Origin of the sequence: Nannocystis punicea (assembly GCF_026965555.1) — a bacterium.
Taxonomy (GTDB): Bacteria; Myxococcota_A; Polyangia; order Nannocystales; family Nannocystaceae; genus Nannocystis; species Nannocystis punicea.
This window is the reverse complement of sequence record NZ_CP114040.1, coordinates 12058210-12072047: the sequence shown is the minus strand read 5'-3', so window position 1 is coordinate 12072047 and position 13838 is coordinate 12058210. Positions and strand designations below refer to the sequence as shown.

Genomic DNA, 13838 nt, shown 5'->3' with positions numbered 1-13838 from the left:
CTTCGACTTGTCGAACTGGGGATACGATCGCCACGAGCATTTCGGCGGGCTGCCGCTCCGCTGGATCCGCGCGATCGCCAGCGTGCTGTGTTCGCTGCTGGCGTCGTGGTGGTTGATGGAACAGCGGCGGGCCCGGCGGATCGCCGGGCTGAGCGTCGAGCACGTCGGGCTCAGAACGGGTGAGCCGACTGCGGGTCGGTCTCGGGGGCGTGCTTGATCTTGGCCTTGCGGCCGATCCGGATGTTGATCATCTCGATCCCCACGGAGTAGGCCATGGCGAAGTAGATGTAGCCCTTGGGCACGTGGATCTCGAACGCCTCGGCGGTCAGCAGCAGGCCGATGGTGAGCAGGAAGCTGAGGGCGAGGACCTTGATGGTCGGGTGGCGGTCGACGAACACGGCGATCGACTTGCTCGCCATGAGCATGACGCCGAGGGCGAGGACGTTGGCCGCGACCATGATCCACAGGTCCTGGGCCATGCCGACGGCGGTGATGACGGAGTCGATCGAGAACACCAGGTCGAGCAGGAGGATCTGGAAGATCACACCGCTGACGGTGGCGCCGCCCTTGGCCGCCACGTGGCCCTCGGGGTCGCCCTCGATCTTGTCGTGCAGCTCTTTCGTGGACTTGTAGATCAGGAACAGGCCGCCGAGCAGCAGCACGACCTCTTTGCCGGTGAACGGGTGGCCGAGCAGCTCGAAGAACGGCTTGTCGAGGTGCATGATCCAGCTGAGCGTGGCCAGCAGGCCCAGCCGGGTGACGAAGGCGCCCATGAGGCCGATCCGGCGCGCGCGGTCGCGGTTGGCCTCGGGTAGCTTGCCGACGAGGATCGAGATGAAGATGATGTTGTCGAGCCCGAGAACGATCTCGAGGGCCGAGAGCGTGAGCAGGCTGATCCAGACCTCGGGGGTGGCGAGCGCGGCAGGGTCGAACACGGCGGTAGCCTAACCCGGTTTCGTCGACGCGGGCCGGCGGCCGGATCGGGCAGCGGGCGGCGAGGTCAGCCGACCGCTCGGTACGGGTGCTCCGGGGCGCTCGCCAGCAGGGCGCGCTCGCAGCCCTCGAGGTCGTCGATCAGGGCCAGGAGGAGCCGCTGCACGGCCACGACGTCGGCCACCGGGAACGGCTCGAGCGCGGGCGCGCGGACGCAGCGACGCACCGCACCGCCGAGCACCGCGCGCCGCTCGCCGAACTGCTGCGCCGTGTAGCCGTACGCCTCGAGCCGCCGCTGCTCGTGCTCCGGCAGGTCGTCGTAGGCCCGCAACCACGCGTTCGCGGCCGACCAGGCGTCGGCCAGCGCGAGCCGGAATCGAAAGTCCCGAACGCATCCGAAGGCCACGTCCGGGTCGATGATGAGCACCATGGCGACCTGTCGCGCGCTCGCCACGAGCCGCACGCGACCCGAGTGGCTGCGCCCGAGCAGCTGCTCGAGCGCACCGCCGAGGTGCGCCGGGGCCTCGCGCCTCGCCCCGACCCGCGGCAAGTCACCGCGCATGCGATGGAACCGCCACTGCCCCCGCGCCCAAAAGGCCGACCGCACGGCCCCGTAGACGATCATGACGGCGAGGAGGACGAGCGACACTCGAGCTCCACCATAGCGCAGGTTCGATCGCTCGCGCACTCATGCGCTCACCGCGCTCCGAGCCAGGCCACACTCCGCGCGGAGCCGCCCCGGGCGACATCCACGCTCCGCTGCGGGCCGCGGCTGCGAGGTCGCAACTCCGGCACGGCGCGGCGCCGGCGAGAGGGGCCGCCGGGCGAGGGATCTCGACGGCCTTGCGGGCGCAGTCTGGAGGGTGTGCGGGGGCGGGTTCGTAACGGGTCGCCCGCCACATGTCCCGAAGGACATCCTGGCGGGCGTATCGGAGGATCGACGTCGCACGGCGCGCCGCGCACGGCCTCGAGCTTGGCACCACGACGAGCGCCGAGCCCCGGGGTCGCAACGCATCCGGGATTCGCCAGGAGGATGGTTGATCTCGGAGGCGAGCACGCGCGAATGCCTGGTGTGACATGTCGATTCGGAGGCCGGTCGTCATGCCGCCCGGGTCGATGCAGCTCCAATGATATGTCTCAAGAAACATGCCGACTGTGACGACTGTCGATTGCTTCGCGATCTGGGCAGCAGAGTCCGTCGCGGGCGAAGCCCCGGCGTTCAGGCGCGTCCGGGACCCGGATCTCGGCGGAGCCGACTGTTTTTCTTCCCAAGAAGCCTGACGAGGACGGGGGCCGAGGCGCCCTGGCCCTGAGTTCCGCAGGACGAGGCAATTGCTGTCGTGAAGCACGCCGGCCGGCACGAAGTCCGAGGACCTGCCTGAAGGGACAGGGCGCCCCGGACACCGGCCCCGCGAGATTCGCCGCCCATCCATCCGGGGCCCGGACGCGGCGTGCGACGATCGCCGTGATGCGGAGCTCGCGGTCTTGAGGCCAATGGTCGAGAAAGCGAACGCGGCGGACATCGAGGATGCCCGCCGCGGTCTCGCGCACGCGCGCGACTGTCAGTTCTCGACGAAGGCCTTGAGGCGCTTGCTGCGGGACGGGTGGCGCAGCTTGCGGAGGGCCTTGGCTTCGATCTGGCGGATGCGTTCGCGGGTGACGGAGAAGTCCTGGCCGACCTCTTCGAGGGTGTGGTCGGACGACTCGCCGATGCCGAAGCGCATGCGGAGGACCTTCTCTTCGCGCGGCGTGAGGGTGGCGAGGACGCGGCGGGTCTGGTCGGCGAGGTTCATGTTGATGACCGCGTCCGTCGGCGAGATCATGTTCTTGTCCTCGATGAAGTCGCCCAGATGCGAGTCCTCTTCCTCGCCGATGGGGGTCTCGAGGGAGATGGGCTCCTTGGCGATCTTCAGGACCTTGCGGACCTTGTCGAGCGGCAGCTCCATCTTCTCGGCGATCTCTTCCGGCGTGGGCTCGCGGCCGAGCTCCTGGACGAGAGACCGGCTGGTGCGGATCAGCTTGTTGATCGTCTCGATCATGTGGACCGGGATGCGGATCGTTCGGGCCTGGTCCGCGATCGCGCGGGTGATGGCCTGCCGGATCCACCACGTCGCGTAGGTGCTGAACTTGTAGCCGCGCTTGTACTCGAACTTGTCGACGGCCTTCATCAGGCCGATGTTGCCCTCCTGAATCAGGTCGAGGAACTGCAGGCCGCGGTTGGTGTATTTCTTGGCGATCGACACCACCAGGCGGAGGTTCGCCTCGACCAGCTCGGCCTTGGCCTTCTCGGCCTGGCGACGGGCGGTCATCAGCTGCTCATGCAGCTCGCGCAGCTGGGGCGCGCGCATGTTGGTCTCTTGCTCGACCGCGCGGATGCGCTTGATGGCCAGCTTCATGCGGGCCTCGATCTCGTGCAGCTCCGAGGGGTGGAGGCCGAGGCGGCGGCACAGCTTGAACTCTTCCTCTTCGGACAGGCGGACGTCCTTGAAGAGCTTGCGCAGCTCCTTGAGGTCCATGCCGGCCCGGCGCTCGCACTGGATGAGGTCCTTCTCGGCCCGGGCGACGCGCTCGACGAGGAGGGTGAGCTCGCCGACGATGCCGTCGATGGGGCGGCGGCCGAGCTTCATGTCCTGGATGGCCTCGAGGATCTGGCGCTTGTGCTCCTCGCCGGCCTTGGCATGGGCCTCGCGGGCCTTGTCGTCGAGCGGCGGGGTGGGCGGCTCGTTGACGGCGACGACGACGGCCTTCTTGGTGTCGACGGCGAGGATGAGCTTGACGCGGTCGAGCTCTTTTTGGTGCCGGCGGATGCGCTCGACCTGCTTGCCGAGGTTCTCCATCGCCGCCTCTTGATTGAGGGCGGTCGGGTCGTTGCTCATCGGCAGCGCGCCGGGGCCGGCCTCGGCCGGGTTGGAGATGTTGAGCACGTCCTTGGCCCGGATCTGGCCGCGCTTGATGCGGTCGAACATCTCGAGGATGTAGGGGACCGAGACCGGCGAGGCGAGCGCGATCTCGAGGACCCGCATCTCACCCTGCTCGATGCGCTTGGCGATCTCGACCTCGCCCTCGCGGGTGAGCAGCGAGACGCTGCCCATCTTGCGCAGGTACATGCGGACGGGGTCGTTGGTGCGCGAGGGCTCGTCCTCCGGGTCCTCGTCGCGCTTCGGCATGACCTTGCGCGTCGCCAGCTTGGGCTTGGCCGCCTCCTTGGCCGCGGCCTCGCCGGCGATGACCTGGACGCCCTCGTCCTGCAGCGTGCGCTCCCACTCGCTCAGCTCCTCGGGGTCGATCAGGTCGGGCGGCAGGAGTTCGTGGAGCTCGTCGTAGGTGACGTGGCCCTTCTTCTTGCCGAAGGCGATGAGCTGCTTCTTGAGCTTCTCACGGTCCACGGTGCGCGTCTTGCTGGGGGTCATAGGTTGCTCTGGCCTCGGAGTGACTGCGTATGCGACAAAGGCGAGAAGGAAGCTCCGCGCCCCGGAGGACTACGGACGATCAGGCCCGCAGGCCCGATGGTGGTTGCGGCGAAGGAATCAGGGCGTGCTCGTCGAGGTTGGCGAGCTGACGGTTGTGCTCGATCTTCTTCAGCGACAGCTCGCGCGCGCGGTCGAGATCGCCCCGCTCCTTCGCCTCGCGCAGCTGGACGTCGAGCCGCCGCGACTCGGCCTTGAGCTGCTCGCGTCGGCAATCGAGGAGGCACTCCTTCAGCAGCATCACAGGGTCGTCCTGGGTGTCGCGGAAGGTGCCGACGAACACCGCGTCGTGGACCTGGCGGCGCGTCTCGGGCGGGATGAGCTCGAGCAGCTCGCCCTCGGTCGGGTTCTCGCCGACGAGGGCCTGCCGCACCACCATTTCGGCGATGGGCGCGAGTCTGCGATCTGTCACGTAGTGCTGCACACCCGCCTGCTCGGCCTTGTCGGCCAGGTGTGGGTTGTCCACCAGCAGGGCGAGCAGCGCAACTTGATGGCGCGGAAGCTCGGGCAAGGGCCGTGCAGGCGCGGGCGGCGAGGCGGCGTTGCGGGTCGGCGGGCTGGGCGCGGCACGGTTTCCTTGCGGGCCTGGCGGTCCGTGAGGACTCTGGCGCGACGATATGCGCCCCACCGGCAGCCTGAGCAACTTTGCTGCGCGCTCGGCATAGCGCTCGCGGGCGGCGTCGCTCTTGACCCTGGCGAGGAGCGGCTGCAGAGCGGCGATCGCGCGCTCCTGCGCATCGATCGAGTCGAGCGCGCCCTGGGCGACCCATTGCTTGACCAACCACTCCAGCGCCGAACCTGGCTCTTCGAGCAGGGCCGTCAAACGCTTGGGGTCGGTGCTGTCAGGGTCGGCGCCGGGGTCGAGCGCGACCACCCGGGCGTCGAGGCCCTCCTCGAGCAAGATCGGGATCGCCGCCCGGATCGCCTTGCGGCCGGCGTTGTCGCCGTCGAAACACAGCACCACGGTGTCGGTGAACTGCTTGATCTTGGCCGCCTGTTGAGGCGTGAGCGCCGTGCCCAGCGGCGCCACCGTCTCGGGGTAGCCGCGCTGGTGCATGCTGACGACGTCGACGTTGCCCTCGACGAGGATCGCCCGCCGCGCCCGCGTCATCGATTGGCCCGCGACGTGCAACCCGAACAAGGTCTTGCTCTTGCTGTAGAGCAGCGACTCCGGGCTGTTCAAGTACTTGGGCGCCTCGCGCCCGTCGGCGTCCTTGGCGTACTCCGGCAAGATCCGGCCGGAGAAGGCGATCGGCTTGCGGTTCGACTGCAGGACCGGGAACATCAGCCGCCCGCGGAAGCGGTCGTAGACCGAGCCCTTGTCGCTGCGCACCAGCAGGCCCAGCTTCTCGGCCAGCGCGAGGTCGCAGCCCTTCGATTGCAGGTGGCGCATCAGGCGGTCCCAGCTGCCCGACTCGGCCGGCGCCGGCGCGTAGCCCAGCATGAAGGTGGTGGCGAGCTCGGGGCTGATCGCGCGCTGTTGCTGATACAAGCGCCCGAGCTTGCCCTCGGGCCGGCTCTCGAGCATCTCGCGGTAGAAGTCGGCGGCGACCTGGGTGATGACGTGGGCCTGGTCGCGCTCGCGCTGCTGCTCGCTCGACTGCCGGTCGACCAGCCCCTCGGGCAAGGTGACGCCGAACATCCCCGCCAGGTGCCGCGCCGCCTCGAGGAAGCCGAGGCCGTCCATCTTCATCACGAACTCGAGGCCGTCGCCCCACACGCCGCAGCCGAAACACTTGAAGCTGCGCCGCTCGGGGTTGACGAAGAAGCTCGGCGTCCGCTCCTGGTGGAAGGGACAGCACGCGGTGAAGTTCTTGCCCGCCCGCTTGAGCCCGACGTAGCGGCCGATCAAATCGACGATGTCGATCCGATCCCGCAGCTCCTGCAGTTTCTCATCGGGGATCATCACAGAGGTTCTGGCCGAGCGCGCCTGGTTTCCGCTTCCGCTGATTCTGCTGTGAAGGCCACCCGGGCCCGTGAACTTCGGGCGCAGAGGCTTTGACCGCCCGCTGCGCCCTACCGGCCGCTTCGAGCGGCACAGATTAGGACAACTCCCCCGGCCAGGCCCTGCGCGCGCTCGTTAGGATCTTCACGCAGGGCCCGGCAGACCGGCGAAGACGTGAACATCTGCGCCGATACGCCGGCGTGCCTGGCGTCGGATCGGCCGTGGAGGACCATGCACGAGGATTTAGCCGAAAACTTGCCGCCTGCCGCGAAGGCTGCCATGCCACCGCCATGGCCGAGTCGCTGGCTCCCCCCCTGCCCCTGGATGGTCCAGAAATTGCTGAGGCTCGCGAGCTCGACGGCCGGGAACGCCGCCGCAGCGGCAACCGCACCCGGGCCCGCGACCGCATGATGGACCGCGCCTCGCGCGACTACCCGGAGAGCGACGCCCTCCGCGGCGTGCGTGGCGTCGAGAACCTGGTGCTCTTCATCGACGACGACCTCCGCGAGACGGGGATGGCGCTCGGCCACGTCGAGGCCTATCTGGTCGAGATCTTGCGGATGCTCGAGAGCCCCCGCCTCAAGCGTGAGGATGTCCACGCGCTGGCCAGCGATGTCCGCGTGCTCGACCATGTGGACATGCTGGTGGAGAACCTCGAGACGCTGCGCCGCCGCCTGACGAAGCTGGCGACCAGCCTGCGTTGAGGCCGGTAAGGTAAGCTCGCGCGCCGTGACGTCCCCCGAGGCCAGCCGGCGCGCCCGCACCGCGGTGCTCGCGACCTGCGGCCTGTACGCCGCATACGGCCTGATGGGCCTCGTCCCCGGGTTGTCGTGGATCCGCGGGGCGGCCCTGGTGGCCGCGTTCTACTTCCTGCCCGGCTGGCTGCTGCGCGACGAGCCGGAGGTCCAGGCCCGCTACCAGGTCGGCCCCGAAGGCCCGATCCCGCCGTGGAGCTGGCGCGGCCTCCGCTGGGCCGCCGGCGCCTGCCTGCTGGTGTTCCCGCCGTTCGTGCTCGGCTTCTGGTGGTTCTACGACGAGGTCTGCGCCGGCGACCTGCGCGTGCTGACGCCGGCGCTGTGGCTCGAGCAGCTGACGCCGTGGGCCGGCGGACTCGAGCTCTACCTGGAGCGGCTGTGCCGCGGCCACAGCGGCGGTTTCTGGCCCGAATCACTGCGCCTGCCGGCGACCTGGACGGCCTACGGCGGCCTCGGCTTCGTGTTCCAGGTGGTCGAGGGCCTGTTCGCGGTGGCCCTGGCCGAAGAGGTGTTCCACCGCGGCTACCTCATGAGCGCGCTCGAGGAGCGCTTCCCGCCGCGCCGCCGGATCTTCGGCGCCCAGATCGGCCTGGCCGCGGTGCTGTCGAGCCTCCTCTTCGCCGTCGGTCACCTGGTCGGCATGGCCCAGGCGGCGCGCCTTGCGACCTTCTTCCCGGCGCTGGTGTTCGCCTGGCTCTGGCGCCGCAGCGGCAACCTGTGGGCCCCCGCCCTGTTCCACATGAGCGCCAACCTGTTGATGGAGCTGCTGCTGGCGAGTACCTTCCGCGCGTGACGACGACCCGCCCCGAACCGACGACCGTGGGGGCCTTCTTCGACGTCGATCACACCCTGCTCGCCGTCAACTCCGCGGTGCTCTGGGTGCGCCACCAGCGACGCTCCGGCAAGATGTCGGCGGCCAAGGCGCTGCGCTCGCTGACGTGGGTGGTCCGCTACCGCCTCGCGCTGCTCGACCTCGAGGCAGTCACCGCCAAGGCCGTCCGCGACTACGCCGGGGTGGCGGTGGCCGAGGTCGAGGCCGAGACGCGGGCGTGGTTCGAGGCGGAGATCGTGCGCTGGATCTGCCCCGAAGGACAGGCCCGCGTGGCCCGCCACCGCCGCGACGGCCACGTGGTCGCCCTGCTGTCGTCCGGCACCCGCTTCTCCGTCGAGCCGCTGGCCGAGCGCCTCGGCGTCGAACACGTGCTCTGCACCCGCCTCGAGGAGCAGGGCGGGATCCTCACCGGCAAGCACCTGGCCCCCGCCTGCGCCGGCCCCGGCAAGGTCGTGCTGGCCGAGAAGTTCGCGGCGGAGCACGACATCGACCTGTCCCGAAGTTACTTTTATACGGACAGCTTCTCCGACCTGCCGATGCTCGAGCGCGTCGGCAGGCCGCAAGTGGTGAGCCCCGACCCACGCCTGCTCCGACGCGCCCGCGCCCTCGGCTGGCCGATCGAGCGCTGGCAAGCCGCCTGAGCGCGGCGGTTGCCGAAGAGCAAGAGCCGCGGTCGGCGAGCGAGCGACCCGCGCGTCGTCGCAGGCGCCCGCGAGCCCGCGTGGCGAGGCACGCGGTGGCGGGGCGCGTGGGCGTGTGGCACCCTCGCGGCCATGCGTGACCCCTGGAGCGAGATCGGTCCCGTCGCGGAGATTATCGATACGGCCCTGGCCGAGGACCTGGCCAGCGGCGACGTGACCGGCCGCGCGACGGTGAGCCCCGAGGTGCGCGCCCGCGCGCACATGGTGGCCAAGGCCAACCTGGTGGTGGCGGGCCTGCCGGTGGCCGAGGCGGTGTTCCGCCGGGTCGAGCCGGGGGTCGGCTTCGCCGCCTACGTGCGCGACGGCGCGCGCGTGGCCGTGGGGACCGAGATCGCGTGCATCGAGGGGCCGGCCCAGGCGCTGCTGGCCGGCGAACGCACGGCCCTCAACCTTCTGCAGCGGATGTCCGGCGTCGCCACGCTGACCCGCGCCTACGTCGACGCGGCCGGCGAGCGCTGCCGGATCACCGACACCCGCAAGACGATGCCCGGCCTGCGCGCGCTCGACCGCTACGCGGTCCGCTGCGGCGGCGGCCACAACCACCGCAACGACCTCGGGGCGGCGGTGCTGATCAAGGAGAACCACGTGCGCGCGGCCGGCGGGATCACGCCGGCGATCGAGCGCGCCCGCAGGCTGGCGCCGCACACGATGAAGATCGAGTGCGAGGTCACCAGCCACGACGAGCTGCGCGAGGCGCTGGCCGCCGGCGCGGACATCATCATGCTCGACAACATGGACGACGCGGCCGTCCGCGAGGCGGTGGCGATCACCGCCGGCAAGGCGATTCTGGAGGTCTCCGGCGGGGTGGGGCTCGAGCGGATCGCCGCGGTGGCGCAGCTCGGGATCGACGTGATCAGCGTCGGCCGCCTGACCCACAGCGTGCCGGCCGCCGACATCTCGCTGCTGTTCGAGCGCGCCGACGGGACGTGGGCGTGAGCGCGGTGGGACATGGCGGAAGAGACATGTCCTGGAGGCGTTGTACGCCGTATGTCCCGCGAGACATGTGCACATGGGTGACGGGAGGCGCGCGTGAGCACCTTTGAAAACCTGTCCTTCGAGACACGTTGGCTCGGGCGCCCGCGCGAGCACTGGGCCGAGCTCGGCTCGACCAATGACCGCGCACTGGCGTGGGCCCGGGCCGGGGCGCCGCACGGGGCGCTGGTCACCGCCGACGCGCAGACGACGGGCCGCGGGCGCCTCGGGCGGGCGTGGGCGTCGGAGTCGGGCGAGGACCTGTACGTCAGCGCGATCCTGCGGCCCCACGCGGGCAAGCCGATCGGGGCGCTCGGCCTGGCCGTCGGAGTGGGGCTGCGCGAGGGGCTGGCGAGCTGGTTGCCGGCGGCGCAGCTGAAGTGGCCCAACGACGTGCTGGTGGGCGGCCGCAAATTGGGGGGGATCCTCTGCGAGGCGCGGTGGGTCGGGTCGTCGCCGGAGGTGGTCGTGGGCTTCGGCGTCAACGTCGGCCGGTCGCTGTTCCCGGGCCCGCTGGCGGACTCGGCGACGAGCCTGCGCCGCGAGCTCGAGACGGCGGCGCCGAGCCGCGACGAGGTGCTCGCGCGGATCTTGCCGGCCCTGGAGCGGGCGCTCGAGGCGTTCTTCGCCGGCGGCTTCGCGGCGATCCGCGGCCGCTACGAGCCGCACTGCGCGCTGGTCGGGAGAACTGTCCTTGTGGACATGGCGAATGGAACAGGTGCGAAAGTGCAGGCGACCGCGCTCGGCCTGGCCGACGACGGGGCGCTGCTGGTGAGAGAAGAAGAGGGGCCGCCGCGCAGGGTCGAGTCCGGCGACGTGTGGCTGGCGCCGTGACTGTGCGCGGGACGCGTGCCGACTGGGACGCGCGGGAATTGCAAGACATGCGCGCTCGCCGTGATGCGATGGTCCGCGGTGCCCGGATTCGCCGATGAGGGATGTGCAGCGGCCGGCGCCGCTCTCGTCGCAGGTGTGAAGCGCCTGTGCAGTGATTCCGAGCCCTGGCGCGGTGCTCGGATTCTTCGAGGAGGCATGTGCAGCGGCTGACGCCGCGGAGAAGGCGACCTTCAGGCGGCGCCGGTTCGCCGTCAACCTGAGAGTGCTGCGGACGCTCGCCGCAATTCGAGCCCTGGCGCGGCGCTCGGACCCTGCGAATGGGCAGAGTAGCGAATCGGTGCACTCGAGGCGGGGGCCGCTGCGATTCGAGCGTCCAAGTCGTGACTGGCTTCGCCGGCAGCTTCAGCGGCTGGCGCCGCGGAGCAGGGCGGCGCAGGCTTCGTCGCACAGCGGGCGCCAGGCGCCGCGCTCGGGGTGGGGTTGGTTCATCGCGTAGCTGAGCAGGCCGTGGCTCGTCAGCCAGGCGACCTGCGCCAGGCGGGCCGGGTTGGCGTCGGGGTGGAGCAGGCCGGCCTTGCGGTCGCGCTGGAGCTTGGCCTCGAGGGACTGGCTCACGACTGCCGTGAGCGGCAAGATCTCGGCGAGGACCAGGCGCTGGGTTGCGCCGAGGGTCGGCGCCCAGGTGTAGAGGATCCGGAAGGCGTCGGGGTCGGCGAGGTAGTGTTCGACGCGGCCGCGGATCAGCGCGGCCAGGCCGTCGATGCCGCGCTCGGCGGCGATCACGGCCGCGCTGACGGCCTCGACCTCGCGCCGCAGGGCCTCGATCGCCAGGGCGGCGACGACCTCCTCCTTGGCCTGGAAGTAGTAGTAGAGCGCGGCCTTGCTGGCGTCCGCGGCCCGCGCCACCTGCTCCATCGTGAACGCCTCGGGGCCGCTGGCCAGCAGTACCTCGCGGGCGGCGCGGAGGATCTGCTGGCGGCGGTTGTCCTGGCGCCGCGACTTGCGGGCCAGCCGCCGCGCCTCGGGGCTCGGCTCGGATTCGGCGAAGGTTCGAGGCTGTCCCATGGGACCTGTCTTGAAGAACCTGGCGCTACAACCAGGCAGTGGCGGCCCGCAGGGCCTCCTTGCCGCCGGTCGGGAGGATGTCGCGGTGGCTCATGACGACGCGGTCGAAGTCCCAGGCCAGCAGGCGCTCGCGGGCGGCGCGGGCGGCGGCGCGGTCCTTGACGAGCTTCTTCAGGACGGGGGTCTGGACCGGCTTGCCGAGCGCGCCCGCGAGCCGCAGGTACAGGCCGGTGAGCCAGTTGGGGGACCGCTCGAAGTAGAACATCCAGTCGGTGAGGATGAGGGTGCGAGAGGCGCGGTGGAAGAACGCGACCTCGCCGAGGCCCGGGGCGCCCTCGAGCTCGAAGTGGTCGAGGTCGCCGGCCCAGAGCAGGTCGGGGTTCTTGGGGATGTTCTCGAGCTGCAGCTCGGGGTGCTTGGCGATCGCGCCGGCGGCCGCGTAGCCGCGCGCCTGCGGGTAGGCGGCCAGGAACGGGCCGAGGTACAGGTGGTGCATCGAATTGGGGGCCACGACCGCCTGCACCGAGCCGAGCGTGTCGATCGCCGCCCGCAGCTCCGGGGTCGGCTGGATCGGGGCGTGGACGAGCAACCCGCCCGAGCCGAGGCGCACGACCGTCGTGCGTGCGCCGATCTGCAGGCCCAGCATGCGAAACGGCTGGGTCGCGGTCCACAAGTTGGTGTCGATCGACTGCAGCAAGCGGGCCTCCTTCAGGGGTGTCGAGAATCTGACCGAGGGTTGAAAAATGTGCAAGCGGGGGGCTGCGAGTGGCCAAAATGGCGATCTGGGCCTACACTGCCGGCATGTCGGAGCGACGGATCGAGCTGGTTCGCGGGGACATCACCCGCCTCGCGGTGGACGCGATCGTCAACGCGGCGAACACCTCGCTGCTGGGCGGCGGCGGGGTCGACGGGGCGATCCATCGCGCCGCCGGGCCGGAGCTGGTCGAGGAGTGCCGGACGCTCCACGGCTGTCGCACGGGCCAGGCGAAGATCACCCGCGGCTACCGGCTGCCCGCCAGGCACGTGATCCACACGGTCGGGCCGGTGTGGAACGGCGGCCACCGCGGCGAGGAGGCGCTGCTCGCGTCCTGCTATCGCAGCAGCCTCGAGCTGGCGCGGGCCCACGGGCTGCGCACGATCGCCTTTCCGGCGATCTCGTGCGGCATCTACGGCTACCCGATCCAGGACGCCTGCGCCGTCGCGGTGCGCACGATCTCGGCGTTCTTGGCCGAGGACTCCGCGATCGAGCGGGTCGTGCTGGTGTGCTTCGACGAGGCCGTGCATGACGCGTATGCGGCGATTCTGGCCGACCCTGGGCCTCCGGCAAGCGCCGACGCGCATTCACGCATGCTCGGGTGCCTGCTCGGGGCCGTGGTCGGCGATGCGCTCGGTGTCCCCGTCGAATTCCGCAGCCGCGAGCAACTGTCCGCCGACCCGGTCACGGGGGTGCGAGGCCACGGGACTTATCATCAGCCGCCGGGCACCTGGTCCGACGACAGCTCGCTGCTGCTGGCCACCGCAGACAGTCTGATCCACAACGGCTACGACCCGCCGGACATGATGGCGCGGTTCTTGACCTGGCTCAAGGGACAGGCCTACACACCGCACGGCGAGGTGTTCGACGTCGGCATCGCCACCCGCAGCGCGATCGCCCGCTACGCCAACGGCGCCCCGCCGAGCGAGTGGGGCGGCCGCAGCGAGCGCGACAACGGCAACGGCTCGCTGATGCGTATCGCGCCGCTGGCGCTGTTCACCCGCGCGCTGTCGCCGGCAGAGATCGTCCGCTGCAGCATGGAGGTCAGCGGCCTGACCCACGCCCACCCGCGCTCGCAGCTGTGCTGCGCGTACTTCTCGCTGCTGCTGCCGCTGCTGGTGCTGGGCTGGCCGCTGGCGCGGGCGATGTCGCAGGCGTCGCGGCACCTGGCGCCGTTCGTGCCGGAGGAGGAGCGCGAGGTGCTCGAGGAGATCCTCGACGGATCGATCGTCGAAGCGCCGGCGTCGGCGATCCGCGGCAGCGGCTACGTGGTGCATTGCCTCGAGGCGAGCCTGTGGTGCGCGGCCCGTCACCCGAGCTACGAGCAGGCGGTGCTGGCGGCGATCAACCTCGGCGAGGACACGGACACGACGGCCTCGGTCACGGGAGCGCTGGCCGGGGCGATGTACGGCCGGGCGGCGATCCCCGAGGCGTGGCTGCGGGCGCTGGCCTCGCGCGAGTACGTCGAGACGCTCTGCGAGCGGCTGGTCGAGCGGGTCTATGAGGAGAGCCCGCGGCGCTGAGCTCGGGACGACGAGCGCTCAAGGTGCCGGGGTTGGCGCTTCGCGTGTGGCCGACGG

General features: G+C 70.6%; 12 protein-coding genes and 1 pseudogene. 7 read left to right on the top strand and 6 right to left on the bottom strand.

The window, feature by feature from the left end:
- Positions 1-170: 170 nt before the first annotated feature.
- The 4 genes from O0S08_RS46365 to dnaG all read right to left on the bottom strand — a co-directional run bounded on the left by O0S08_RS46365 (position 171) and on the right by dnaG (position 6306).
- Entirely contained in the window at positions 171-935 is a 765-nt protein-coding gene (locus O0S08_RS46365; RefSeq protein ID WP_269035952.1) for a TerC family protein, read from the bottom strand.
- 65 nt (positions 936-1000) lie between these two features.
- Entirely contained in the window at positions 1001-1582 is a 582-nt protein-coding gene (locus tag O0S08_RS46360; protein ID WP_269035951.1) for a hypothetical protein, read from the bottom strand.
- Between the two features lie 913 nt (positions 1583-2495).
- Positions 2496-4343: an RNA polymerase sigma factor RpoD gene (rpoD, locus tag O0S08_RS46355; protein WP_269035950.1), complete on the bottom strand. Its 1848-nt coding sequence runs from the start codon at positions 4341-4343 to the stop codon at positions 2496-2498.
- A 79-nt stretch (positions 4344-4422) separates the two neighbouring features.
- Entirely contained in the window at positions 4423-6306 is a 1884-nt protein-coding gene (gene dnaG / locus O0S08_RS46350; RefSeq protein WP_269035949.1) for a DNA primase, read from the bottom strand.
- A 329-nt stretch (positions 6307-6635) separates the two neighbouring features.
- On the opposite strand from dnaG, the gene O0S08_RS46345 reads away from it, so the two are divergent.
- The 5 genes from O0S08_RS46345 (at position 6636) to O0S08_RS46325 (ending at position 10439) form a co-directional block, all read left to right on the top strand.
- Entirely contained in the window at positions 6636-7049 is a 414-nt protein-coding gene (locus O0S08_RS46345) for a hypothetical protein (RefSeq protein WP_269035948.1), read from the top strand.
- Positions 7050-7074: 25 nt separating this feature from the next.
- Positions 7075-7893, top strand: a complete 819-nt coding sequence (mrtZ, locus tag O0S08_RS46340; protein WP_269035947.1) for a myxosortase MrtZ — start codon at positions 7075-7077, stop codon at positions 7891-7893.
- Positions 7890-8573 carry an HAD family hydrolase gene (locus O0S08_RS46335; protein WP_269035946.1) on the top strand — a complete coding sequence of 228 codons (684 nt, stop codon included), beginning with the start codon at positions 7890-7892 and terminating at the stop codon, positions 8571-8573. The genes mrtZ and O0S08_RS46335 overlap by 4 nt, the downstream gene beginning before the upstream one ends.
- A 132-nt stretch (positions 8574-8705) precedes the next feature.
- Complete coding sequence (gene nadC, locus O0S08_RS46330; RefSeq protein ID WP_269035945.1) at positions 8706-9569, top strand: carboxylating nicotinate-nucleotide diphosphorylase; 864 nt, start codon at positions 8706-8708, stop codon at positions 9567-9569.
- A gap of 93 nt (positions 9570-9662) precedes the next feature.
- Entirely contained in the window at positions 9663-10439 is a 777-nt protein-coding gene (locus tag O0S08_RS46325; protein ID WP_269035944.1) for a biotin--[acetyl-CoA-carboxylase] ligase, read from the top strand.
- Between the two features lie 402 nt (positions 10440-10841).
- Here O0S08_RS46325 and O0S08_RS46320 read toward each other — a convergent pair whose 3' ends face one another.
- Both O0S08_RS46320 and O0S08_RS46315 read right to left on the bottom strand, forming a co-directional pair.
- On the bottom strand, positions 10842-11504 hold the full coding sequence (locus O0S08_RS46320; RefSeq protein WP_269035943.1) for a TetR/AcrR family transcriptional regulator: 663 nt from the start codon (positions 11502-11504) through the stop codon (positions 10842-10844).
- A gap of 25 nt (positions 11505-11529) precedes the next feature.
- Positions 11530-12201 carry a DUF4336 domain-containing protein gene (locus O0S08_RS46315; protein WP_269035942.1) on the bottom strand — a complete coding sequence of 224 codons (672 nt, stop codon included), beginning with the start codon at positions 12199-12201 and terminating at the stop codon, positions 11530-11532.
- Between the two features lie 104 nt (positions 12202-12305).
- Here O0S08_RS46315 and O0S08_RS51505 point away from each other — a divergent pair.
- A pseudogene (locus O0S08_RS51505) lies at positions 12306-12815 on the top strand (O-acetyl-ADP-ribose deacetylase); the annotation flags it as partial.
- Positions 12804-13781, top strand: a complete 978-nt coding sequence (locus tag O0S08_RS51500) for an ADP-ribosylglycohydrolase family protein (protein WP_503827485.1) — start codon at positions 12804-12806, stop codon at positions 13779-13781. The pseudogene O0S08_RS51505 and the gene O0S08_RS51500, both read left to right, overlap by 12 nt.
- The last annotated feature ends 57 nt before the right edge of the window (positions 13782-13838 follow it).

Coding starts and splice junctions, on each gene's coding strand:
- rpoD (WP_269035950.1), bottom strand. CDS start 4,343: ATGACCCCCAGCAAGACGCGCACCGTGGACCGTGAGAAGCTCAAGAAG.
- dnaG (WP_269035949.1), bottom strand. CDS start 6,306: ATGATCCCCGATGAGAAACTGCAGGAGCTGCGGGATCGGATCGACATC.
- O0S08_RS46345 (WP_269035948.1), top strand. CDS start 6,636: ATGGCCGAGTCGCTGGCTCCCCCCCTGCCCCTGGATGGTCCAGAAATT.
- nadC (WP_269035945.1), top strand. CDS start 8,706: ATGCGTGACCCCTGGAGCGAGATCGGTCCCGTCGCGGAGATTATCGAT.
- O0S08_RS46320 (WP_269035943.1), bottom strand. CDS start 11,504: ATGGGACAGCCTCGAACCTTCGCCGAATCCGAGCCGAGCCCCGAGGCG.